Genomic DNA, 22,209 nt, shown 5'->3' on the forward strand with positions numbered 1-22,209 from the left:
AGAAAAGCAGGTGAAGGCAGCTATGATCCAAACCTATTTTAATCATATCCGGCACATGCTGAACCAAGTGGAAACGACCGAAACGGCTGCGATGCGGCAGGCTGCGGAACGGACGGCCGACTGCATTATTGGCGGAGGCGTCGTTCATTTGTTCGGATGCGGCCACTCGCATATTTTGACGGAGGAAGTGTTTTACCGCGCAGGGGGCTTGGTCCCAATCCGGCCGATCTTTGTGGAGCCGCTCATGCTGCACGAAGGGGCGGTCCGCTCCTCGGAGCTGGAAAGGCAGAACGGACTGGCCTGCACGTTTATGGAGGAGCAGGACATCCGTCCGGGCGAGGTCGCGTTCGTGCTGTCCACCTCCGGGCGAAATCCGGTTCCGGTCGATGTCGTGCTGGCAGCGAAGGAAAAAGGCGCATTTACGATCGGCATCACCTCGCTGGAATATTCGCAAAGCCAGCCTTCGCGGCATACGAGCGGCAAGCATCTGTACGATGCCGCGGACTTGGTCCTTAACAATTATGCGGTCAAAGGCGATGCGGTGTTGAACCATCCGGACGTTCCGATCCCGTTCACCCCGACATCCACGGTAATCGGAGCGGCGCTGCTCAATGCCGTGCTGGCTTCGGCCATCGAACGGATGGCGGAGCGAGGGTTCCAGCCGCCGGTTTTCCTAAGCGGCAACATCGATGGGGCCGACCGCCACAACGCCGCCCTGATTGAACGGTACAAGGAGCGCATTCCACTTTTGAACTAATTGATAGCCTATTAAATATATAGACATTATAGGTTAGGAGGCATGCCGCATGGTGGCAAAAGAGATAATCATACGAAACGAACAAGGGTTTCACGTCCGTCCGGCCCAACTGTTCGTAGACAAGGCCAACGAGTATCGCTCGGACCTCAAGGTGCGCAGCGAGAGCGGCGAAGAAGCCGACGGAAAAAGCATGCTGGACCTGATGACCCTTGGGCTGGAGAAAGGTGCCCGCATCGTGTTGGAAGCAAGCGGTGAGGACGAGCAGGAATGCCTGCAGGCGTTGGCCGAGCTGATCGAAAGCAAGTTCGGTGAAGCGTGATGAGGGAGCAGCGGATTTCAGGCATCGGCGTGTCGGAAGGCGTGCGGATCGGAAGCGCGCTGCGGTATTCGCCGGGAGCCGCGGCAGGCATGGAGCCGGAGCGCGAAAGCATCGGTCCCGACGAGGTAGCCTCAGAAACGGCAAGGCTGCGGCAGGCGAAGGAGGCCTGCGCGGCGGAGCTTCAAGCTATGGTGGAGCGGACAAAGCGGAGGCTTGGCGAAGACAAGGCCGGAATTATTGCGGGCCAGCTGCGGTTTCTGGATGATCCCAAATTTTATCCGGCGATGGAACGGAAGGTCGCGGAGCTGCATATATCGGCGGCCCGGGCGGTCCGGGAGGTCACCGAATTTTATGCGGCGCGACTGGAAAGCATGGCAAACGAATATATGCGGGAGCGCGCGGCGGATATTCGGGACATCGGGGGCCGCTTGCTGTCCAGCCTGCGCGGAGGGACGCAGGTCCGGCTCTCGGAGCTTCGCGAGCCGGTGATTCTTGTCTCCGACGATCTGGCGCCATCGGATACGGTGCAGCTCGATCCGCGCGTCGTGCTGGCCTTCGTCACGCGGGTCGGGGGGAAGACGTCGCATACGGCGATTCTGGCCCGGTCGCTGGGCATTCCTGCGGTCGTCGGCGCGGGTGATGCTCTGGACGCCGTCCGGGACGGCGAGACGTTGGTCGTCGACGGTGGCGCAGGCTTGTGTGTCCGCAATCCGGAGGACGCTTACCTCCGGCAGGCGGCGGAGCTGCAGGAGCGGGAGCGTGCGCTAAGGAACGAGCTTGAGGCGTTCCGCTCCCGCCCGGCGGTCACCGCGGACGGGCGGCGGGTGGAACTGGCCGCCAATATCGGCACCGTTCCGGAGGCCGAGGCGGCTGCGGAAGCCGGTGCGGACGGCATCGGGCTGTACCGGACGGAATTTCTGTTCATGGGTGCGTCGCGGCTTCCGGACGAGGAAGCGCAGTATGCCGCCTATCGGCGCGTCGCGGAAGCGATGGCCGGTCAGCCCGTGGTCATCCGTACGCTGGACATCGGTGGAGACAAGGAGCTTCCGGCGCTGGAGCTGCCCAAGGAGGCGAATCCGTTTCTAGGTTACCGCGCCATCCGGATCGGCCTCGACCGTCCCGAGCTGCTGAGAACGCAGCTCAGAGCGATTTTGCGGGCCAGCGCGCATGGCAGCGTCAAGATCATGTTTCCGATGATCTCTAGTATCGACGAATGGAGAAAGGCGAGAGGGGCAGCGTACGAGGCGATGGAGGAGCTGCGCCGCGAGGGCGTCGATTTCGACCGGAATATCGAGCTGGGCATCATGGTCGAGGTTCCGTCTACGGCGGTGATGGCCGACAGCTTTGCGCGCGAGGTCGATTTCTTCAGCATTGGGACGAACGATCTCGTCCAGTACACGCTGGCCGTCGACCGGATGAACGAGAAGGTCGCGGAGCTGTACGATTATTTCCACCCGGCGGTGCTGGAGCTGATTCGCCGGGTGATCGAAGCCGCCCATCGGCACGGCAAGTGGACGGGGATCTGCGGCGGCATGGCCGGCGATCCGCTGGCGGCGCCGCTCTTGCTCGGGCTCGGGCTCGATGAGTGGAGCATGGAAGCGGGGGCGCTGCCGAAGGTGAAGCGCGCTCTCGCCCAGTTGAGCGCCGAGACGTGCCGGGAGCGGGCGCAGCAGTGGCTGCAGCTTGCTACCGCTGCCGAAGTGCGTAGCGAGCTGGAGCGCTTCCGGGCGGAGTTGTAAGACTGAGCGCCAGCTTATTGTGAAAAATAGTTTGAGGACGTATCCCAAGCTGCGAAAATGCGCGGGAACGTCCTCTTTTAGTATTACAAAAAATGTTAAAAAATAGTCGGCACCATTCCGCCATCCATACGGATTGGAGAACCTTTAAATGCGGATGCATAAGGACTGCATACAAATGTAGCTAGTCTCCCTATTTCAATAGGCTTGATAAAACGCTGTATTTCAGATTGAGGCAGGTTTGTCGTCATAAATTTTTTCTCTTTTTCCGAAAAAGTCAAATCTTCATTGGGGTACATCCCTTCAATGATTTGATGCACGTTTTCAGAGAGTGTGGGTCCCGGCAAGATCGTGTTGACCGTAACTTCTGTTCCTGCTGTCAATTTGGATAGGCTTTTGGACAATGATAATAGCATGGATTTTGTCATACAATACTGGGGCATTTGTCCCGAAGGCATAATGGCTTCTTCGCTCGCCATAAAGATAATGCGGCCGTAATCATTTTTCAGCATTTTAGGTAGATAAAATTTGGATAATGCGTTTGCCGCAAGAACATTCGTACGGAAGTATTTTTCCCATACTTCATCGTCCACGTCCTCATATTGCATAATTTCGTAAATTCCCATATTGTTAACTAAAATGTCAACATTGGGGTATTTTTTAAATAAAGCTTCCCTTTGTTGAATATCCACAAGATCGGCTGCGGCATTTTGAGGAGAGGTAGCCGGGAAATCCGACTTCATTTCACTCACGATTCGTTCTGTTTCTTCATAATTTCGTCCGTTAATTAGTACATGAACACCTTCCTTGGCGAGTTCGATGGCAATAGCTTTCCCTATACCTTTGGTTGATCCGGTAACTAAAGCCGTTTTATTGTTTAACCCCATATCCATAGAACATTTCTCCTTTTATTCCACTTTAGAATTGGTTCGGCTGGGAAATTTTTTAATGAAAATTCGGCATTCCTGGCCGTCCTTCCGATATCGAGCTTGTACCTAGATGTTCGGTACGCCAATTGGAAGGAGTATCGCCTTCCCAGAGACGAAAGGCGCGATAAAACGAGTTCTGGTCTTCATATCCAATCAAGAAAGCCACTTCTTTAATATCGAGCGAGGGGTCTGCCAAGTACTCTCGTGCCTGCTCATGTCTAGCTTGGGTCAACAGATGCTTGAAGCTCGTGTTTTCGTCAGTAAGCCGGCGCTGCAAGGTACGATCGCTCATACCCAACTCCTTCGCCACAGTCTGAATGTCGGGGCGTCCGCCGGTGAGGCTGCGTTTCATGATCCATTTGACCGTCTCGGTAAAGGAGCGGCTGCGCTGCTGTTCATCCAACGACCGGTCCAGAGCGGGGGTCAGGATCTCCAGCAACTCTTCGTTGTACGAGACAAAGGGGCGGTCCAGATCATTTCGATGCAGCGTCAGCCGGTTACTTTTTGCGCCAATCCGGACAGGGCAGCCGAAGTAAGCTTCAAGAGTCTGTACATCGCCCATGGAGTGCGAAAATTCGACGAGCCGCGCCGTCAAAGGTTGACCTGTGCCCCGGCGCCCAAGCTCCAAAAGACAGGCCAGCGTGATACCAACCAGCATCGGAGGGCCGGATTGCTCGGTATTCAGCCACTCCAGTTCGATTGTACAGTGCTCGGCCTCCTCGGTGATCCGTAAGCTTTCAGGAGGGCACAACTGTTTGTACCGGGCCATTCGGTTGAGCGCGTCGCGGTAGTCACGAGCGTGGTAAGTCGCCAAGACGGCCGGCGGGTACTTCGCTGTATCAAAGGCGGTCGCAAGCTTGACGATCCCTTTGGCCGTGTCGCCAATGAGGTCGGAATAAGCCTGCCAGATCGCGAAATATTGGGCGGTGGTCACTGCCGGTTCAGTAATTATGGTAAGCGGTAGTCGTGCTCTACGAGCTACGTCATGGGCGGCAATCCCCAATTGACGCAATGCTTCCCAAAATCCCGGCGGGATTTTAATCCGGTCAGAGGTATGGGGCTTCATACATATACGGGCCTCCTTAGACTGCTCACGTATTCATTGGTTTGGGTTCGAACGGGTATCCTGCCTAGCTGAAGGGACAACTACTATAGTAATTCGTCTATGTCGCTCTGTAACTAGCGGTAGGCGACATTTTACTTGCCAATGACGCCAAATCTTAAGTCCACCTAAGAATACTCTTAAGCCGAGTAAGGTGTCTACCTTAACATACATGGAAAAGAAATCCTGTTCGAGACGGTGGAGAACGTGCGCTAAGTTTTTTAAGATTGACAATTCGCAGTGGAGCAAGCTAAGATAACTGATAGTAATAATTACGAATTAAATATCGAAATTTGCTTCCAGACTTGCTGTAATGACATAGTTTAATCGAGGCGGGCCAATGAAGTCTGTTTTAAGATCGACAATAATCGTAATTATTACTCATAAATTATCGATCCCGGCAGCTTAGAAAGTGGTGAACATGATAGCTTATTTTTTACGGCGGGTGCTGCATCTGATTCCGGTATTCCTCGGTGTCACCTGCGTTACCTTTGTGCTCATGAATTTGACCCCGGGCGATCCCGCTGAAATTATGCTGCGGGGAACATCGGGCGTGCAGCCTTCGCCAGAAGCGATCGATGCGGCCAGAGAAGCGATGGGGTTGAACGATCCCGTGTACAAACAGTACGCGGCTTGGTTATGGCGTGTGGTTCATCTGGATCTCGGCCGTTCATACAGCAGCAATCTCCCGGTTTGGCAGGAGCTGACGGACAGACTTCCGGCAACGCTGCTGCTCGGGATGTGGGCGCTTGCGGCGATGCTGGCCATCTCGCTTCCGCTTGGAATCGGTTCGGCGCTATATCCGCATTCGTGGGTGGACCGTTTGGCAAGAATCGTCGCGATGCTGAGTATTTCGATGCCGGGCTATTGGCTCGGTCTGCTGCTTGTGTATTACGGCTCGGTCAAGCTGAAGCTGTTTCCGGTCATGGGCATGGACGGGTTCCGGAGTGTAGTGCTGCCTGCGCTCACACTGGGGATCGGGATGGCAGGCAACTATATCCGGGTGATTCGCTCCGGTCTGCTGGATGTGCTTGGCACCAGTTACATCAAGGCGGCACGGGCCAAAGGCTTGCAGGAAAGCCTCGTCATCGGACGGCATGCCGCAGTCAATGCGCTGCTTCCGGTGATGACGATGCTGGGCATCAACATCGGGGGGCTGCTCGGCGGATCGGTGATCGTCGAGACGATTTTTTCTTGGCCGGGTATCGGCAAATTTGCCGTCGATGCGATTTTTAAAAAGGATTTTATTGTCATTCAGGGGTATGTGCTGCTGATGGCCGTATTTGTCGTCAGCGTCAATCTGGCCGTCGATTTGTGTTACCGGATGATCGACCCGAGAATCCGGCTGCGCTGAGCAGCAACGCGTGGAGAAGCGGCCTATGCAAAAAAGAAACGAAAGGAGAGCATCCGGCATGAAACGGGGGCGCAAAATTCCGGGCAATGCCGCGATTTGGATCGGCGGGCTGATCGTGATCGGTTTTATCGCGGTCGGCATCTTTGCGCCGCATATCGCACCCGGGGACCCGCTGAAGGTAAATCTGGACATGAAGCTGACCGGACCTTCAGCGAATTACCTTTTCGGCACGGATCAAATGGGGCGGGACATTCTCTCCCGTCTGATGTACGGAACGCGCACCTCGCTGTTTTATTCCGTCGCCGTGCTGGGCGCGATGCTTGCGGTCTCCGTGCCGGTCGGAATCGTCGCCGGTTACGTGGGCGGTAAAGTCGATCAGATCATCATGCGGTTTATCGATATTCTGCTCGCTTTTCCAAGTCTGATTCTGTCTCTGGCGATTACAGGCATGCTCGGGCCCGACTTGCTTAACCTACTGCTGGCGTTCGCTTCCGTCTGGTGGACGAGCTACGCGCGCATTATACGGGGCATGGTGCTGCAGATCAAGGAAAAGGACTACATAACGGCGGCGCGGGCAGGCGGTGCGACGCACTTGCAGATTGTGCTGCGCCATGTGTTGCCTCATGCAGTGAGCCCGATTATCGTGCTCGCTTCGGTGGAGATCGGGACGATTATTTTGTCTGTGTCCGGCCTCTCATTCCTTGGTCTCGGCGCACAGCCGCCGACGCCCGAATGGGGTGTAATGCTGAGCGATTCGCGGCCGTACATGCAGACCGAGCCGCAATTGATGCTTTTTCCGGGACTGACTGTGATGATCGCCGTACTCGGCTTCAATCTGGTCGGGGAGGGGCTGCGGCGAATGCTGCGCGGCGCAGGATAAGCACGCAAACGTGAGGCAACAATACATGTCCTGAGCAAGGGGGATCGCGATGTCGGTAACGATGCAAGAGATAGAAGCGCGAGTCAAACGGAGCCATGCGCAGGAAGCGGCAGAAATCCCGGCGATCCTGCGTATCCATCGGCTGAGCATATCGTTTCATGCTCCAGTTGTGCGTGCCGTGGACGAAGTTAGTCTGGAGGTGAAGGAAGGGCGAATCGTCGCGCTCGTCGGGGAAAGCGGCAGCGGCAAAAGCACGCTGGCCCAAGCCGTGCCCGGCCTGCTCGATCCTCGCCGGCATACCGCAGAGGGGGAAATTTGGCTGGACGGAACGGACCTTCGCCGGTTGTCCGCAAGAGAGCTGCGCCGGTACCGAGGCAGCACGGTGGCGATGATTTTTCAGGACCCGGCGAATGCGCTGAATCCGGTTCTGACGATCGGCACACAGCTGACCGAAACCATCCGGCGGCACCGGAAAGTGCAAGGGGCTGAGGCCAAGAAGCTGGCCGTCGGCCAACTGCGCCGGGCTGGGCTGCCGAAGCCGGAGACGCTGCTGCGGAAGTTTCCTTTTCAACTGTCCGGGGGCATGTGCCAGCGCGTGATGATCGCTATCGCCCTGGCCTCTGGAGCCAAGCTGCTAATCGCCGACGAGCCGACGACCGCGCTCGATGTCACGGTTCAGGCGCAAATTTTGCAGGAGCTTGACCAGCTTAGGAGGGAGACCGGCATGGGGATCTTGCTTATTACCCACGACTTGGGCGTCGTGGCCGAAATCGCCGACGAGGTCTATGTCATGAAAGGCGGGCGGATCGTCGAATCGGGCCATGTGTTCGAAATATTTGCCCATCCGCGGCATGCCTACACCAGAGAATTGCTTGAAAGCAGGCAAACGGGGGGAGCTTGGAAAGGGGGGCAGGACCGTTGTGAGACTGATCGAGACGGAAGGACTGACGAAGGTATATCAACGGGAGGGGCGATGGTTTCCGTCCGCAAATGATGCTATGCCAGTCGTGGACCGGGTCAGTCTGCATGTGGACAAGGGGGAGACGCTCGGACTCGTCGGCGAAAGCGGCAGCGGGAAGAGCACGCTTGCCCGTCTGCTGCTCGGGCTCGAAACGGCGACCGAAGGCCGCCTGCTGTTCGGCGGGGAAGAGGTGACCCGGTGGGGATTCAAACGGCTGCGGACGATCCGCAGCAGGGTGCAGATGGTGTTCCAGAACAGCTATTCCTCGTTTGATCCGTTGTTTACGGTGGAACGAATTGTCGGCGAGCCGCTCAGCAGTTACGGAGGCATGGCAGCGCTGGAACGCAGACGCGTCATACTGGAAAGTTTGGACATGGTCGGATTGGAGTCGGCCTATGCGGAGCGGTATCCTCACGAATTAAGCGGCGGGCAGCTTCAGCGGGTAAACATCGCGCGGGCGCTCGTCCTTCAACCGGAGCTGCTGATCTGCGACGAGCCGTTTTCGAGCCTCGATTTCAAGCTTCGCCGGCAAATCCTGACGCTCCTTGAAGAGCTGAAGATCCGCTTCGGCCTGTCGTATCTGTACATTACTCACGATTTATCGTCCGTATCCCGCTTTTGCGATCGGATAGCCGTGATGTATAAGGGGCAAATCGTGGAGACGCTGCCAGCGGCCCGCATCGCCGAAGAGGCGATTCATCCGTATACCCGTTCGCTGCTGGATGCGGTTCCGGTGCAAGATCCGAGGCTCAGGCGGAGCAGGACAGGGAGGCCGTTCGGAGAACCGGCTCTGTCGCAGGGAGAGAGAGTTACGCAGGGCTGCCGGTTTTGCAGCCGTTGTCCTGCCGCAATGCCGGTCTGCTTTACGGTCGAGCCCGTACTCGAAACGAAGCGGCCGTCTCACCAGGCTGCCTGCCACCTCTATGCGAATGAAGCCGGAGGGAAGGCCAGCCAAACATTTCAAATCGTTAAAGAACAGGGGCAACCAAGATGAAACAGAACCGCGCAAGCCGCAACAAACGATTTTTTGCAGTAAAAACCGTCTTCATCTTATTAAGTGCTCTGCTCGTGTTCGTTACCGGCTGTGCGGCCAGAGACACAGGCGGTGCAAGCCGTACGGCTGACGGAACCGGAAGCGCCGGGGCAAAGCAGGTGACCGTCGCCATCGCTTCCGATCCGGGGATCGACCAGCTCGATGCCGGGACTTACAAAGGCTCGATTCAGCTGCATCCGATGATTTACGATTCCTTGGTCGAATACGGCGAGAAAGGGGAAATTTTGCCTTCGTTAGCCGAATCTTGGACCATCTCCCCTGACGGCAAGGAATATACGTTCAAGCTGCGCAAAGACGTGAAATTTTCCGATGGCACCGAATTTAACGCGGCGGCGGTCAAGTTTTCGTTCGAGCGTTGGTACAAGGACCCGTCCAATTCGTCCATCAATGTGGCGAAGGCGCTGCAGGAAATTACGCCCGTTGACACGCACACGGTCAAGATGACATTTAGCCAGCCGTTTTATCCGTTTCTGACCGAGCTGACGTATGCCAGACCGGTGCGCATTCTTTCTCCTTCGGCCGTTGAGCCGGCGGGCGATGTCAAAGGCAAGTTCGTTAAGCCCATCGGCACCGGCGCGTGGAAGGTCGAAAGCTATACGAAGGACCAGCAGGCCGTGCTGGTGCGAAATCCCAACTACTGGGGGAAAGCGCCGCTGCTGAGCAAAATCGTGCTGAAGGTCGTCAACGATCCGCAATCCCGCCTGCTGGCGCTGCAAAACGGCTCGGTCGACATTTCCGGCGGGCAGATGGGCAAAATTGCGCCGGAGAGCATTCAGGTTGCACAGAAATCCGATTCGTTAACCGTGCAATCCGCTCCCGGTACGAATTCGCATTTTGTCGTCTTTAACGGCTCCAACCCGTACTTGCAGGATGTGAACGTCCGCAAGGCGATCAATCTGGCTGTCAATAAAAAAAGCATTGTCGACAAGCTGATGGGCGGTATGGGCAAGGAAGCGCAAGGCTTGTTCCCGGCTACGGTGCCTTATGTGACCGCAGACAATATCCGATGGTACGGCTATGAGCCTGAGCAGGCGAAGCAACTGCTTAAGGAAGCGGGCTTTGCGGATACGAACAGCGATGGCATCGTCGAGAAAAACGGCAAGCCGCTCGAATTGAATTTTGTGCTGCAGCAAGCCGAGTTCCCGGAATGGAAATCGATCGCCGAATTTGTCCAGTCCCAGCTTAAGGAAATCGGCATCGGCGTCAACCTGAAGGTGCTGGAAGCGAATGCCTATTACGATGCGCTGTGGAAGAACAAACAGTACGATATGCTCATTTACCGCACCTATGCGGATTCCCAGAACCCCCACTTTTTCCTGCTGTCCTTGTTCCATCGTTCGGCCAATGCTCCTGCTGTCGCTTGGTCAGATCCGCAATTGGAGGCTTTGATCGACGAAGCGATGGGAGCAATGGATGCCAAAACAAGACAAGACAAGTACGACGCGCTGTTCGGCCGGATGTTCGAGCAGGCGATGGTTCTGCCGGTTTATTACCCGGATGAGATTTTTGTTGTCAATAGCAGGGTCAAAGGCTTTAAACTTGGACAGACTGCTTACCTGCCGGTCGTCTGGAATGAGCTGGATGTCAAGTAACGACATAATATCGAAAAACTTCAAGGAGAGACGCTATGTTGAAAGACATTTCCAACTACTGGACGTCCGGCTCCGGCAGCTACGACAAGGCAGTCAAGGCGCAGTTCCGCAGCCGACGGACCGTATCGATGTGGACATCGCTGTTAAATGAAGGGTTGGGCGGACGGAAGGGGCAAGCCGTCCTGGATATGGGGACCGGACCGGGATTTTTTTCGATCCTGTTGTCCAGAATGGGCCACCGCGTTACGGCTGTCGACGCCTCTCAGGGGATGATCGAAACGGCAGCGCGCAATTTCAGGGCGGCCGGTGCAGACGTGAAAGCCTACTTGGGCGACGCAGCCCATCTCCATGCCGAAAAGGACAACTCCTTCGACGCGGTCGTATGCCGCGATGTCGTCTGGACGCTGCCCGATCCGTACCGAGCCTATGCGGAGTGGTACCGTATCTTAAAGCCGGGAGGCACGTTGATCGTATTCGACGGCAATTATTTATATCGGAAGGAGCCGAAGAGACCGGCGCTCTTCAACAAGCTGTGGTACGCCCTCGGATGGACGCTCATCCTCCTTACGGAGCTGAGAGTGAGAAGTCGGTCCGATCAGGATAAGGAGCTGCTCGGCAAGCTGCCGTTTGTTCAGGTCTTGCGCCCGGAGGCCGACCAAGAGGCTTTGCAGCGAGCCGGGTTTCGCATTCAGGAAATTCGCCACAATTTTACGTCCGGCTACAAGATGACAATGCAGCATTTGAAATACGGCTATCAAAGCGACAGACGTTTTATGATCATAGCAAAGAAGGAGTAACGAGATGACGATTCAAAATGAAGTCGAAACGTATTGGAACGGCGAAGCGGAGCTTTACAGCGACAGCATCCAAAAGGAGCTGAACGGTTTTGAAAAGCAGGCTTGGCTAGATTTGATTCTGGAATTCGCTCCCCGAAAGGAGCGTCTCGATGTGCTGGATATCGGCTGCGGGCCCGGTTTTTTCACGGTTATTTTGTCGCAGGCCGGCCATCATGTCCTGGGCATCGACTGCACGGAAAATATGCTGACATGCGCGCGCCGCAATGCCGAGCAGGCAGGGGTGAAGCCGCAGTTCCGCAAAATGGACTCGCACAAGCTGGAGCTTGCGCCCGATAGCTTGGACTTGATCGTGTGCCGCAACCTGACATGGACGCTTCATGCGCCTCAGGCTGCTTACGGGGAGTGGCTGAAGGTGCTGCGTCCAGGCGGACGGCTGCTCGTATTCGATGCTAACTGGAACCGTCATTTGGTTGATGACGAAATGCGGGCGAAGCGGGAGGCGGATCTGCACGAATATGAAGCGAGAGGCTGGGGCAGTCCGCCCAGACATGTCGATTGGGAGGAATCCGACCGACTCAGCCTGCTGCTGCCGTTAACGAAGGAATGGCGTCCGGCATGGGATCTGCAGGCGCTGAAAGCCGCAGGCTACAGCGAGGCGTTCAGCGTGGAAAATTTGTCGGAGCGGGTGTTGGATGAGAAGCAGCAAGTATTAAGCCGGTCAACGCCGATGTTTATGGTGTGCGGGCAGAAGTAACTAGTAGACTCAGGCTGTCGAGGCAATTTTGCGACAGCCTTTTTTAGTTGGCAGAGTTTCTGTATAATCGGAACTAGATTGCATACCGGGGGAGCAGAGGATGGAAATGCTAACTATACAAGTCGTAGAGCCGAGCAATGAGCATTTGCTCGCATTGATTGCCAAGCTCGATGATTACTTATATTCGTTGTACCCTGCCGACGAAGTGTTTGGCGTCGATTTGGAAGGGGCCAAGGTTAATGAGGTGGTGTTCGTTCTTGCCTATTGGGACGGTGCCGCCGCCGGCTGTGGAGCTTATCGCCCGCTAGATGCGCAGGCCGCCGAATTGAAACGGATTTTCGTGGATCCTTACTTCAGAAATAAAGGGATTGCGTCAAGTATCTTGTCATTTTTGGAGAAGGAAACAGCGCGGGCGGGATTTACATCCTTGCTCCTCGAAACCGGGCCTATGCAGCCCGAATCGATAGCGCTGTACAAGAAATTCGGATTTATCGATATCGAGCCTTTTGGAGAGTACGTGAATTGCCCCAGCAGTATATGTATGGAGAAAAGGCTTCTTTGACCGACGGCGAACTCCACGATCCGCAGCAATAAGAATGCCGAAAAGCTGATTATTCCAAAATGATGCACGAACGCTTGCTCTTCACTTCGAGAGCAGGTTTTTTTGGCTTGGAGCACCTGTCATGCAACATTTGACCCGGATGGCACGTCAAGGAGATTGTAAACGACAAAATATGGAGCGCTGGCTCCATGGGTTGTTATCTTACATAAGGTTATTACAGGAGGTATATGACATCATGAAACCATTCAAAGTACTCGGAGTTGTCCTGGCCGGCGCACTGCTGGCAACCAACGTTGTGTCCGCCGCTCCAAGCGAGCCTGCAACGGTAAAACCGCTGCCGATTTCCGCTCCTACTCCGCAGGATTCCTACGGCGGTCTAAAATTTGTTCTCGTGATCAATGGAAAAGGATTCTCTCCGGAAGAGAACCCGATCTATGTAGGCGCTAAAAATGAAATGATGATACCGATCCGCGCTGCCGCCGAAGCGTTGGGTTATAAGCTGACCTGGAAGCCGGATTCGCAGTCGCTGGAGATGATTCAAGGCAACCAATGGCTAACCCTTCAGATCGGACAAGACCAATACGGCTTTGCCAAAATGCTCGTTCCACTTGAGGTGGCGCCGGAGTTAACGAATGAGAAAACGTATGTTCCGCTGTCCTATTTTGAAAAGGTGATGAAGCTTCAAGTGAAGACGGACGCAACGGGAACGATCCATATCGATTCCAAGAAGCAAGAAAGCGGTGAACAGGCGGCGAACACAACCAAGCAAGGAACGGTTACCAGCATTACCTACCGCGATAAAGGCGGAGAGATCGGCCTTAACGGCTATGGACACGGCGTCCGACTGAACATTTCCGACGAAACGGAGATCGTATCCGACACGAACCAGAAGCTGACGCTTGCCGATCTGCAGCTCGGTATGTCCATCGAAGCGGAGCACAGTCCAGTTATGGCCATGAGTATGCCGCCGATGACCCATGCGAAAAAGATTATCGTGAAACAGAGTCCTGCAGCCCAACAAACGTTAGGTACGGCAGGCGAGATCGAGGAGATTACTTCGTCGGCAGAGGGGAGAACGCGTCTTACGATCAAGGGGAATAAGCTTAGCGACGGATCGCATGACACGGTAATCCTGAATGTGGCAGGGGATACACCTGTGATCGGTACGAAGGATAATCAACCGGTTGCCGCCAACCAGCTTAAAAAAGGCGATAAAGTGTATGGCTTCTATGGTCCGATCTTGACCAAGAGCTTGCCGCCAATCGGCCAAGCCGTCAAAATCGTTGTAGAAAACTAAATTACGGCATCATCGCAAAAAGGGGCAGTCCTTAACGATTTCATGTTAAAGGGCTGCTTTTTTTTTGCCCTCTAGGGCCTTACATGCAGAGAAGCCGATTCTCTGCTAAGAGAGAACCGGCTTCCCGATGTTTACAGCTTTTTGCTCACAAGGGCCATACTAATCGCCAATACGAGAAAATACATCGGCATAGTGGCTAACGAACCGTTGTGAAGATAGCTCATCCCGCTGGTAATGAGACTGATCACCACGTAATAACCTAATCCGAAAATGGCGCCTGCGGTGCCAAGGACATCGCCATAATTGACGAGCGCCAGACTCAGGCAGTTAGGGATTGCCATACCAATCCCCAGTAGGAGGATAAAGATCGAAGTTACCATGAGCGCTAATCCGATGACGGAAGGGCTTATGCCATAAAGCGCAAGAACGGCGAGACCTACGGCTCCCGCTATCGTGACGAGGGAACCGAGAAAAATAATTTTTTCGGCCGGGACCCGGGTCAGCAGTTTCTTCGACAGCATCGCACCAAGGATGGAGGACAACGCCACAAAAATTCCCAAAAAACCGAACACGCCCGGACTCATGTGAAAAACATCCATAAAAATGAACGGAGCCTCGGCATAGTAACTAAACAAGATGCCGTTGGTCGCTCCGATGAGAAAACCGAATGCCCATACTCTTCTGTCGGAAACCAAGCGCTTGGCTACAGAAAACGTATGGACCCCGGAGCTCGTGGACACTCTTGTCTCAGGCAGAGAAACCAAGGTGTACGTAAAAATGGCGGCGCTCATCACCACTAGAGTGAGGAACACGGCTCTAAAACCGAACGCTTGATCGACCCATCCGCCAATGAACGGCCCGATGGCCGGTGTAAAGGCAAGTGCCGCAGAGATCTGGGCAAACACGGCATGGCGCTTGGCTCCGTCGATACTCTCACGAAGCATGGTTTGCGTCACGACCGAACCGGTGCTAGCGCCGAAAGCTTGAATGAACCGGCTGACAAGCAGCCATTCGACCGAACCGGACAAATAACATCCCAAGCAGCCCAAGGCATAAACCAAGATTCCCCAAAGCATGGCGGGACGCCGCCCGATGGAATCCGAAAGCCTTCCCCAGCAAAAAACGCCAACGGCGAAACCGAGGAAATACATGCTAAGCGTCAGTTGAATCGCATTGCCGGTTGTATGCAGGCGATTTGCGATATCCGGTAATGATGGTGTATAGATTGTTTCGCTAATTTGCGGAAAACCCACAAGGATAATGAACAGCCATAATGATGGTGTTGAGATTTTTCTTTGCACAGCCAATCCCCCTATAATTCAAAAATCTCAATAAGCCGGCAAAGAAATTACGGGATCGGGGGTTTGCATTTGCTCAATCTGGAAAAGGATAGCATGATTTTTCACCTTAATTTTTTTATAGGGGGAGATCTATAGTGCATTCTAGCAGGATTTCGGGAGACTGTCGACACCAGGGGTGCATTTTTACAATATGATCGTATTGTAAAAAACGGAATAAAACAATATAATCATATTGTAAAAAAAGAGAGGAGCATTTTGTCATGCCCAAAAAAATCGATCTTACGGAAAGGAAAAACCAGATCGCATCTGCTACTTGGCGTGTGATCTTAAAGCATGGATTGGATAAAGCATCGATCCAACAAATCGCAGATGAAGCAAGCATTTCGGCCGGAATGATCCAGCATCATTTTTCGTCGAAGGATCTATTAATTTATTACTCCATGAAGCTGGTGTTGGACCGGGTGCACGAGAGAGCCATGACTCGGACGAAAGCTTTTCAGGGGACGGATGAAGAAGCGATCAGAAGGCTGATGAAATTTCTTGTTCCTGTCAATCCGGAGGAGCTGTCGGAGCGAAGGGTGTGGGTTGCGTTTCTCGGCCAGTCCTTCAGCAATCCGGAGCTACTTGAACTGCAGCAGCAGATGAACCATTATACAAGGTATATCATGGGGATGATTGTCGATCTGATGGGGGAGCTCGGTTACCTTCAACCGGACTGTGATCGGGAGTTGGAAGCGGAGATCGTTTATTGCTTTATCGAAGGGATAATTATTCATGTGCTTCAAAGCCCGGAACAATACCCGGAACAAAAAGTGGATCAGCTCATCGACTATTACTTAACGAGAAAAAGAGGGGATCAAGCGGGTGGATAAATTTGCACTCATTATTCTTGTCGTCGTCATTGTGCTGATCATTCGGCAGCTCATCCCCAAAAAGGCCGATGGATTCGATCTCCTCGGACTGCCGATCATGGCGATTATCCGAACTTATACCGGTCTGCCCGATAAATTAGACGGCCTTATTATAGCCGAATTGATCAGTTTACTGGCTTTAGGCGCGGTCGTCGGGTATTGGCAAGCCAAGAAAACGAAAGTATTTTATCGCGATAACCAATTATGTACGGTCGGAGGGTACCCCTATATTATCGGCTGGATCGCGATGCTTGCTGGAAGAGGGATCATCTTGTTATTGTTTAATTTTTCCGCCATAGTGTCATCCTTCGATGCAGGTCAAGAACAGTTTACGAATGAAATCGCTCGGATTTCGGCAGACTGGTTGATCTGGTCTACCATCACCGCATCGTCCATCCTATACAGCTTGACCTTGTACAGGAATCATCCGGAAATTAAAAATTTTATTCACGCACGATTGAAAAAGGTCGGACGGTAACTTCTTCTTGACCCTAAATCAGCGTGTTCCTTTACGAGGCAACGCGGGGAACAAGTTCTTAAATTTTTCTGTAAGTCCTTCCAAGCACTTGCTTTTTTAGCATGAACGTAGGAAATTTAATAGGTTAGTGTCGATAAGTTCATGCTGCGGAGGGATGGCAAGTTGCTGAAGCTTTTTAAAAACAACGCAGGCCAAATGAGGCTCGGATGGGATTTGTTCTTATCCTTGCTCTTGTTCGTGGGTTTGCAATTCGCGATTGGACTCATACTGTCGGTCAAATGGGGCGGCAAGTCACTCGTTTCTTCTGTTCGACCGGAGCTGATTACCCCGTTGGGGGGAATTGCAGCCACGCTTCTCATCTGGATGCTCCTGAAAAAACGAAGCTTGCGGGACCTGGGCATGCGCTTGACGTTGGCGGGAGTTCGTGAGTTCGGTGCCGGGATTGTACTGGGCCTTGGTTTCATGTCGATGATAGCGGGCATTCTGGCGGCCGCCGGTGCGGTTACGCTTCGGATCAACCCATCCTGGAGTGCGTCCGGTCTGCTCTGGAGCCTCATGATGTTTATATGGGTCGGCTTCTCGGAGGAAATGTTTTTCCGGGGATACATTATGAAAACGATGGAGGCTTTAAAATACCGGCTGCCCTTTGCCTACATACTGTCGGCGATTTTGTTCGCTTTGATTCACCTTGGAAATAACGACATATCGGCCTTGGCGGTTTTCAATCTTTTTCTGACTGGACTGTTGTTTTCTTACATGTTCGCGATAACGGGGAACTTATGGATGCCGATCGGCTATCATTTTGCTTGGAACTATGCACAGGGCAGCCTTTATGGACTGGCCGTCAGCGGGAACGATGTGAAAGGGGTATTCGAGGCTTCGTTTCAAACGCATGTAGGCTGGCTGACCGGTGGAGACTTCGGACCGGAAGCGGGGCTGCTGGATACGGGAATGAGTGTTCTCGGTTTTATGGTGTTGTATGCGTGGCATAGAAGACGGCAGCGGCGTGCCGCTTAGCGGAAAAGCAAGTCATTTGTGCTATGCCCGGCGACAAAAGAAGCGTTCGTCCCGAAAAAACAGTCGCAGAGTACGGCGGTCATGCCGATGCCCTGCGACTTTTTGGCGCGTCTTAGTTCATTTGCCTTCCTCGTCGGCCGAGGGACCGTAGAGACCTGGCACCGGAATATCGAGAAGCCGTAAATAAACCCCGAGCTGGGCCCGGTGGTGGACCATGTGGCTTAATCCGAAGGTGCGAAGCGCGATCGCCCGCGGTTGGCGCAGGATAATATGGTCGCCGTTCCGCAAGATCCATTCCTCGCCGAGCGTTTCCTCGTCGCATTCAGCTAACAGCTTTTCAAGCTTGACGACGTTCGTGTCGAATTCCTCCAGCACGTCTTCGCGTCTTTCCAAAGCTTCCCGCCGATGCGGCACGGTCGCAAGATCGAATTCCGGGTAAAGAAAAATCGCAACTTGCCAGTTCAGCAGGTTGATCAGGTGCGTGGACAGTCCGCCCAACGTCATCGATTTCACGTGCGGCTTCCACGTCATATGCTCATCGGGCAAGCGCTCCAGGATGCGGCGCGTAGTGGCTAGCTCATGCATGGCGTCTCCGACGATCAGTTGTTTCACCATAAAATTCCTCTCCTCCCTTATTTGGATAGCATACTATAAACCCGGTCGAGTGGAAAGTCTTTTCCCAGTCGTTCGGTTGCGAAAGAGTTGGGACCTTCGTCGTGCTGGAAATGGGAAAGTAAGCGATTGAATTAATCCACCAATTTGATATGATAATGAAGGATATATCTTCCATTCTGTCTATATATTTTAGGAGAAGGAGATGATAAAGAAAGTAGAGATTTTTTTGAAAGCGCTTCGCTTAATCTAAAGGAGAGTGAACTCGTAGATGATGAACTTGAAGAAAAGGAATTGTTTGCTGATAGCTCTACTCATGCTTGTTTCCGTCATCGTGATGAACTTTTTTCCGTCAGTCAGTCTGGCGGCTTATTTACCTAAGAACAGTGAAAAATCCAACGGCGCTTCGAACATTGCGCTCATCCACACAGGCTACTATAACCCGGACGATTATAATGGCATGAAGGTCGGGGAATATGACAAGGAACGGTTCCTGCCCTATGTAGGTTATCTGAACGACAAAGGCGTTGCGGAAGATTATTTTTTTGACACCTTTCTGATGGTCAGTGCCTATTCTCCATACAAAGGGAGCTTGGGACGTTATTACGATTGGGCAGCCGGCAGCAGGCCCGGTACTCTGCAGGATTGGAAATGGGCGATGGATCGGGTATTTGAGAAGGGCATACAGCTGGATGGTCTTGAGGCTGCGGTGGAGCAGGTAAGCGGGGATTTGAAAGATCCGGGCAAGAGGGTCAATGTGTATTTCACCTTGCCGTTCCCCGATCCGCAAAGCAAAGATTTCGGCGATTTCAATGGAGACGGGACCGTTAAAAATCTGGAAAGTCTGGATACGCGAAAAGCATTGATCCGCTGGTATGTTGATACGATGGCGGCACGCTTCGAGCAGCAGAAATATAAGCATTTGAAGCTGGGAGGGTTCTACTGGCTTCAGAAAGACTTGGATACGGCTGTAGTCGGCGAGCAGGAAAGTGTAAAGTATGCTGCGGAATATTTGCGGGAGCGAGGCATGCGTCTGGGCTGGACCCCGTGGTTCGGGGCAAGGGAGAAGGGCAATGGCCAACGGCTCGGATTTGATTTTTCGGCGATTCAGCCGGACCATTATTCTGACGAGAGCTCTACAATGGCTCGTGTAGAGGAAGCAGCGGATATTGCTTACGCCAATGAAGCGGGCGTAGAAGTGGAGTTCGATCAGCGTATGATTGACCTTCCAAGGTATCGTCAAGTCTTTTACAATTACCTGATTACAGGGGTTAAGAAGCAATTTATGAACGATGCGCTGGTTGCTTATTATCAAGATGTTTACGCTCTGTATGATCTTTACCATTCCGAGTTTCCGGCGGCTAAGCAAATGTACAAGGACATATACAAGTTTGCCAAAGGAACATTTACAGCTCCGACGGGAAACCTTGCGGGGCGTGTGGTGGATCGTGACGGAAATGGTATGGCTGGCGCTACGTTAATCGATCAGGGAGGAACCGTCGTAACGACAGATGTGTACGGAAAATTTGAAATAAAGGGATTATATGCGACGCAAAATACATTCGTCGTAGAGAAGCCGGGAATGCAAGGGCGAGAGGTGAAGGTTGACATTCGCGACCGGCAAACTCTCTATCGTGACGTTGCTCTACAGAACGCAGGGGAAGGGCCGGACAAAACAGTGCCCGATTATGCGATAACGCTCCCATCCAAGCTGGCGACGATGGATATCGGCGCGGTATGGGCGCCGGTAGTCATCGACCGGAACGATAAAGGGCAGAAGAAGGCGGAGGCTGTGTTCACCAGCTCGGACCCGGGCGTCATTGAAGTATTGCCGGAAGGCAAGATTCGAGCCGTACAAGCGGGTACAGCTGTACTCCGTGCTCAGGTTGGGACTTTGGAAGCGGAATCTGTAGCCGTCGAGGTCGCACCGTGGACATCTCATCGGTTAAAGGGGACGGAAGCGCCTCTCCAAACCAATAAGGGATTCGATAACCCGGTTCTTCGCGATCCGCTGCAGGGAAGTACCCAATATGTCGTGAAGGAAGGCAGCACCCTCAAGATTACGCATAAATACAATAGCGGCAACGATATGTGGATGGTATTCGATCATGCCGGTGCCAACAAGCTGTATGGGATGAAAGAATGGCGCCTTAGCCCGAATGTGAACAAGGATGCCAGTCCTGACTTGGCCCGTTCCTCCGTTATGCTGTGGCCGGATGTGTCAGATTGGATCGGCCCGTATATTGTAGGCGCCAATCAGAATGGCAATGGCAACGGGCAGGATTTTACCGGGGGCAACCACAACTACGACGGCGGCGAGAACAGCTCTGCGACAGGCAGGACCGTCCAATATAACGTGTGGGTTGACGGGAAGGAACCTCAAGACGGAAAGGTCATTTCCGGCAAAAAGGTGAAGATCGAGGTAGTCAATCGGATCCAAGCCTTTAACACGAAGGAGCAGGACGGCAGCGGGCGCGAAATCCTGCAAGAAACAGTTACGTATGAAGTTGAGGGCGGTAAAGTACAGGTCCATACTGAGATTGAGCCGTTGGAAGACATCACCTTGTATCGCTATTACGGCTTGCAATCCGTCAATGGCGCATGGAATCATGAAATTCGTTATTATGCAGGAGAGACGGAGGTCGCAAGAGGCGAAGCAGGCGAGTATAGCGACTCCGGCATGAAATCCCGGCATCCTGACGTAGACAAGTACTGGCTTTGCTCGGCTGTACAGGATGGAAGCCAGCATCAGCTTCTTGTATCGCTCGATCGCCATTACGGACTTGGACAATTGCAATATCTCGCTGATGATCAGCCGGTTGCATTTACGCAAGCGTATGGCAAGTCGTACTTTCTGCAAGTGTTTAATAAGTCGGCCGTACTGAAGAAGGGGGCCAAGGTTGCTTGGCGCGGACAATATCACTTCTTTTCCACCCCGGCACAGGAAAGAACGATTAAGCTGTCGAGCAGCTTCGGCAATGGCTATGCGGTGCCCGAAGAGGAGGCTTCCTATCAATGGGAGGTTATCGGCGATGCGGCCGAGAAGATAAGCGAATCCGGAAGCCGTATTCGGATTAAAGGAGTAAAAGAAGGCACGGCAACGATCAAAGCAACGATCGCCTATAACGGCAAGCCGCAGACGCTTGAATCGAGCGTTCGGGTAGGGAACGATCGCCGGGTGGATACCACTGAGCTGCAGCAACTGCTTGACGAAGCAAAGATGCTCCTGCAGCAAACGGGTAACGAATACCATAAGGAGAAGGGGCATCTGGCCGAAGCTTCGACCCGTAGCATGAGAAAGCTGAAGCAAGAAGGCTTCACGCAGGCGAATGTCGATGAAGCAACCGCCCAGCTAAAGGAAGCCATTTCCATCTTCAAGAAGACAACACAGACTCCGACCCCTTAGGTGGAGAGATTAGTTTGCGGAATGCCTTTTACTCGTTGGCAAGAAGTATGCATAACAAATATTAACTTCGTGCATAGTAAAGGCGAACGAATGCTAAGAAGGAGGTATTTTGACGATGACAGAAAGCGACAAAGAGCAAGCGGCCGAAGCGAACCGGTTGAACTTTTATGACCAGACGGACGATGTGGTGAACGAAGTACCTGCGACGACGGATGTAAACGAAGCCGTCGAGGCGATCACCTCGCATATCAATAAATACGATGTACCCGAGGATGAATTGAAAGAACGATAAGAGGGTCCAAGCACGTATCAGGTTAAGCCTGGTGCGTGCTTTTTTTATCATCAAGGCAACCCCATCCATAATGGAAGTTCATCAATTAAATAATACGG

At 53.3% G+C, this 22,209-nt stretch carries 21 protein-coding genes; 17 read left to right on the forward strand and 4 right to left on the reverse strand.

Going from position 1 to position 22,209, the window contains the following annotated elements; all coding sequences use genetic code 11:
* Positions 1–22 precede the first annotated feature (22 nt).
* Genes PEL01S_RS03045 through ptsP form a run of 3 tightly spaced genes read left to right on the forward strand, consistent with a single transcriptional unit; the run spans position 23 to position 2,815 of the window.
* The gene (locus tag PEL01S_RS03045; protein ID WP_063187598.1) at positions 23–757 is read left to right on the forward strand and encodes an SIS domain-containing protein; all 735 of its coding nucleotides are present in this window, start codon (positions 23–25) and stop codon (positions 755–757) included.
* A 49-nt stretch (positions 758–806) separates the two neighbouring features.
* Positions 807–1,076, forward strand: a complete 270-nt coding sequence (locus PEL01S_RS03050) for an HPr family phosphocarrier protein (RefSeq protein WP_010500839.1) — start codon at positions 807–809, stop codon at positions 1,074–1,076.
* Positions 1,076–2,815, forward strand: a complete 1,740-nt coding sequence (gene ptsP / locus PEL01S_RS03055; protein WP_127459220.1) for a phosphoenolpyruvate--protein phosphotransferase — start codon at positions 1,076–1,078, stop codon at positions 2,813–2,815. Before PEL01S_RS03050 ends, ptsP begins: the two co-directional genes overlap by 1 nt.
* A gap of 95 nt (positions 2,816–2,910) precedes the next feature.
* Here ptsP and PEL01S_RS03060 read toward each other — a convergent pair whose 3' ends face one another.
* The gene (locus PEL01S_RS03060) at positions 2,911–3,705 is read right to left on the reverse strand and encodes an SDR family NAD(P)-dependent oxidoreductase (protein ID WP_127459221.1); all 795 of its coding nucleotides are present in this window, start codon (positions 3,703–3,705) and stop codon (positions 2,911–2,913) included.
* A 52-nt stretch (positions 3,706–3,757) separates the two neighbouring features.
* Positions 3,758–4,807, reverse strand: a complete 1,050-nt coding sequence (locus tag PEL01S_RS03065; protein ID WP_127459222.1) for an AraC family transcriptional regulator — start codon at positions 4,805–4,807, stop codon at positions 3,758–3,760.
* 457 nt (positions 4,808–5,264) lie between these two features.
* On the opposite strand from PEL01S_RS03065, the gene nikB reads away from it, so the two are divergent.
* The 9 genes from nikB to PEL01S_RS03110 all read left to right on the forward strand — a co-directional run bounded on the left by nikB (position 5,265) and on the right by PEL01S_RS03110 (position 14,094).
* Entirely contained in the window at positions 5,265–6,197 is a 933-nt protein-coding gene (nikB, locus tag PEL01S_RS03070) for a nickel ABC transporter permease (protein ID WP_108533412.1), read from the forward strand.
* A gap of 58 nt (positions 6,198–6,255) precedes the next feature.
* On the forward strand, positions 6,256–7,077 hold the full coding sequence (gene nikC / locus PEL01S_RS03075) for a nickel transporter permease (RefSeq protein ID WP_127459223.1): 822 nt from the start codon (positions 6,256–6,258) through the stop codon (positions 7,075–7,077).
* A gap of 49 nt (positions 7,078–7,126) precedes the next feature.
* Positions 7,127–8,071, forward strand: a complete 945-nt coding sequence (locus PEL01S_RS03080; protein WP_239551058.1) for an ABC transporter ATP-binding protein — start codon at positions 7,127–7,129, stop codon at positions 8,069–8,071.
* Positions 7,998–9,032 (forward strand): oligopeptide/dipeptide ABC transporter ATP-binding protein, encoded by a 1,035-nt coding sequence (locus PEL01S_RS03085; protein ID WP_127459224.1) that lies wholly within the window; start codon positions 7,998–8,000, stop codon positions 9,030–9,032. Before PEL01S_RS03080 ends, PEL01S_RS03085 begins: the two co-directional genes overlap by 74 nt.
* Complete coding sequence (locus tag PEL01S_RS03090; RefSeq protein ID WP_127459225.1) at positions 9,029–10,684, forward strand: nickel ABC transporter substrate-binding protein; 1,656 nt, start codon at positions 9,029–9,031, stop codon at positions 10,682–10,684. The genes PEL01S_RS03085 and PEL01S_RS03090 overlap by 4 nt, the downstream gene beginning before the upstream one ends.
* 35 nt (positions 10,685–10,719) lie before the next feature.
* Entirely contained in the window at positions 10,720–11,481 is a 762-nt protein-coding gene (locus tag PEL01S_RS03095; RefSeq protein WP_127459226.1) for a class I SAM-dependent methyltransferase, read from the forward strand.
* A 4-nt stretch (positions 11,482–11,485) separates the two neighbouring features.
* Positions 11,486–12,235, forward strand: coding sequence for a class I SAM-dependent methyltransferase (locus tag PEL01S_RS03100; protein WP_108533418.1), 750 nt, complete (start codon positions 11,486–11,488; stop codon positions 12,233–12,235).
* A 100-nt stretch (positions 12,236–12,335) separates the two neighbouring features.
* Positions 12,336–12,797 (forward strand): GNAT family N-acetyltransferase, encoded by a 462-nt coding sequence (locus PEL01S_RS03105; protein WP_127459227.1) that lies wholly within the window; start codon positions 12,336–12,338, stop codon positions 12,795–12,797.
* Between the two features lie 235 nt (positions 12,798–13,032).
* Positions 13,033–14,094, forward strand: coding sequence for a copper amine oxidase N-terminal domain-containing protein (locus PEL01S_RS03110; RefSeq protein ID WP_163767569.1), 1,062 nt, complete (start codon positions 13,033–13,035; stop codon positions 14,092–14,094).
* Positions 14,095–14,225: 131 nt separating this feature from the next.
* On the opposite strand, the gene PEL01S_RS03115 is transcribed toward PEL01S_RS03110, so the two are convergent.
* Entirely contained in the window at positions 14,226–15,395 is a 1,170-nt protein-coding gene (locus tag PEL01S_RS03115; RefSeq protein WP_127459229.1) for a multidrug effflux MFS transporter, read from the reverse strand.
* 260 nt (positions 15,396–15,655) lie between these two features.
* Between PEL01S_RS03115 and PEL01S_RS03120 the strand changes: the two genes are divergently transcribed.
* The 3 genes from PEL01S_RS03120 to PEL01S_RS03130 all read left to right on the forward strand — a co-directional run bounded on the left by PEL01S_RS03120 (position 15,656) and on the right by PEL01S_RS03130 (position 17,801).
* The gene (locus PEL01S_RS03120; protein ID WP_127459230.1) at positions 15,656–16,267 is read left to right on the forward strand and encodes a TetR/AcrR family transcriptional regulator; all 612 of its coding nucleotides are present in this window, start codon (positions 15,656–15,658) and stop codon (positions 16,265–16,267) included.
* Positions 16,260–16,784, forward strand: a complete 525-nt coding sequence (locus PEL01S_RS03125) for a hypothetical protein (RefSeq protein WP_127459231.1) — start codon at positions 16,260–16,262, stop codon at positions 16,782–16,784. The genes PEL01S_RS03120 and PEL01S_RS03125 overlap by 8 nt, the downstream gene beginning before the upstream one ends.
* A gap of 162 nt (positions 16,785–16,946) precedes the next feature.
* Positions 16,947–17,801, forward strand: a complete 855-nt coding sequence (locus PEL01S_RS03130) for a CPBP family intramembrane glutamic endopeptidase (protein WP_163767566.1) — start codon at positions 16,947–16,949, stop codon at positions 17,799–17,801.
* 117 nt (positions 17,802–17,918) lie between these two features.
* Here the strand turns inward: PEL01S_RS03130 and PEL01S_RS03135 are convergent, their stop codons facing one another.
* Positions 17,919–18,416, reverse strand: a complete 498-nt coding sequence (locus PEL01S_RS03135; protein ID WP_108533426.1) for a DinB family protein — start codon at positions 18,414–18,416, stop codon at positions 17,919–17,921.
* 268 nt (positions 18,417–18,684) lie between these two features.
* On the opposite strand from PEL01S_RS03135, the gene PEL01S_RS03140 reads away from it, so the two are divergent.
* Complete coding sequence (locus PEL01S_RS03140) at positions 18,685–21,819, forward strand: DUF4855 domain-containing protein (RefSeq protein WP_127459233.1); 3,135 nt, start codon at positions 18,685–18,687, stop codon at positions 21,817–21,819.
* A gap of 115 nt (positions 21,820–21,934) precedes the next feature.
* Positions 21,935–22,111 (forward strand): hypothetical protein, encoded by a 177-nt coding sequence (locus PEL01S_RS34335; RefSeq protein WP_010501962.1) that lies wholly within the window; start codon positions 21,935–21,937, stop codon positions 22,109–22,111.
* The last annotated feature ends 98 nt before the right edge of the window (positions 22,112–22,209 follow it).

Source organism: Paenibacillus elgii NBRC 100335 (assembly GCF_004000865.1).
Lineage (GTDB): Bacteria > Bacillota > Bacilli > Paenibacillales > NBRC-103111 > Paenibacillus_G > Paenibacillus_G elgii.

Coding starts and splice junctions, on each gene's coding strand:
- PEL01S_RS03045 (WP_063187598.1), top strand. CDS start 23: ATGATCCAAACCTATTTTAATCATATCCGGCACATGCTGAACCAAGTG.
- PEL01S_RS03050 (WP_010500839.1), top strand. CDS start 807: ATGGTGGCAAAAGAGATAATCATACGAAACGAACAAGGGTTTCACGTC.
- ptsP (WP_127459220.1), top strand. CDS start 1,076: ATGAGGGAGCAGCGGATTTCAGGCATCGGCGTGTCGGAAGGCGTGCGG.
- PEL01S_RS03060 (WP_127459221.1), bottom strand. CDS start 3,705: ATGGATATGGGGTTAAACAATAAAACGGCTTTAGTTACCGGATCAACC.
- PEL01S_RS03065 (WP_127459222.1), bottom strand. CDS start 4,807: ATGAAGCCCCATACCTCTGACCGGATTAAAATCCCGCCGGGATTTTGG.
- nikB (WP_108533412.1), top strand. CDS start 5,265: ATGATAGCTTATTTTTTACGGCGGGTGCTGCATCTGATTCCGGTATTC.
- nikC (WP_127459223.1), top strand. CDS start 6,256: ATGAAACGGGGGCGCAAAATTCCGGGCAATGCCGCGATTTGGATCGGC.
- PEL01S_RS03080 (WP_239551058.1), top strand. CDS start 7,127: ATGTCGGTAACGATGCAAGAGATAGAAGCGCGAGTCAAACGGAGCCAT.
- PEL01S_RS03090 (WP_127459225.1), top strand. CDS start 9,029: ATGAAACAGAACCGCGCAAGCCGCAACAAACGATTTTTTGCAGTAAAA.
- PEL01S_RS03095 (WP_127459226.1), top strand. CDS start 10,720: ATGTTGAAAGACATTTCCAACTACTGGACGTCCGGCTCCGGCAGCTAC.
- PEL01S_RS03100 (WP_108533418.1), top strand. CDS start 11,486: ATGACGATTCAAAATGAAGTCGAAACGTATTGGAACGGCGAAGCGGAG.
- PEL01S_RS03105 (WP_127459227.1), top strand. CDS start 12,336: ATGGAAATGCTAACTATACAAGTCGTAGAGCCGAGCAATGAGCATTTG.
- PEL01S_RS03110 (WP_163767569.1), top strand. CDS start 13,033: ATGAAACCATTCAAAGTACTCGGAGTTGTCCTGGCCGGCGCACTGCTG.
- PEL01S_RS03120 (WP_127459230.1), top strand. CDS start 15,656: ATGCCCAAAAAAATCGATCTTACGGAAAGGAAAAACCAGATCGCATCT.
- PEL01S_RS03135 (WP_108533426.1), bottom strand. CDS start 18,416: ATGGTGAAACAACTGATCGTCGGAGACGCCATGCATGAGCTAGCCACT.
- PEL01S_RS03140 (WP_127459233.1), top strand. CDS start 18,685: ATGATGAACTTGAAGAAAAGGAATTGTTTGCTGATAGCTCTACTCATG.
- PEL01S_RS34335 (WP_010501962.1), top strand. CDS start 21,935: ATGACAGAAAGCGACAAAGAGCAAGCGGCCGAAGCGAACCGGTTGAAC.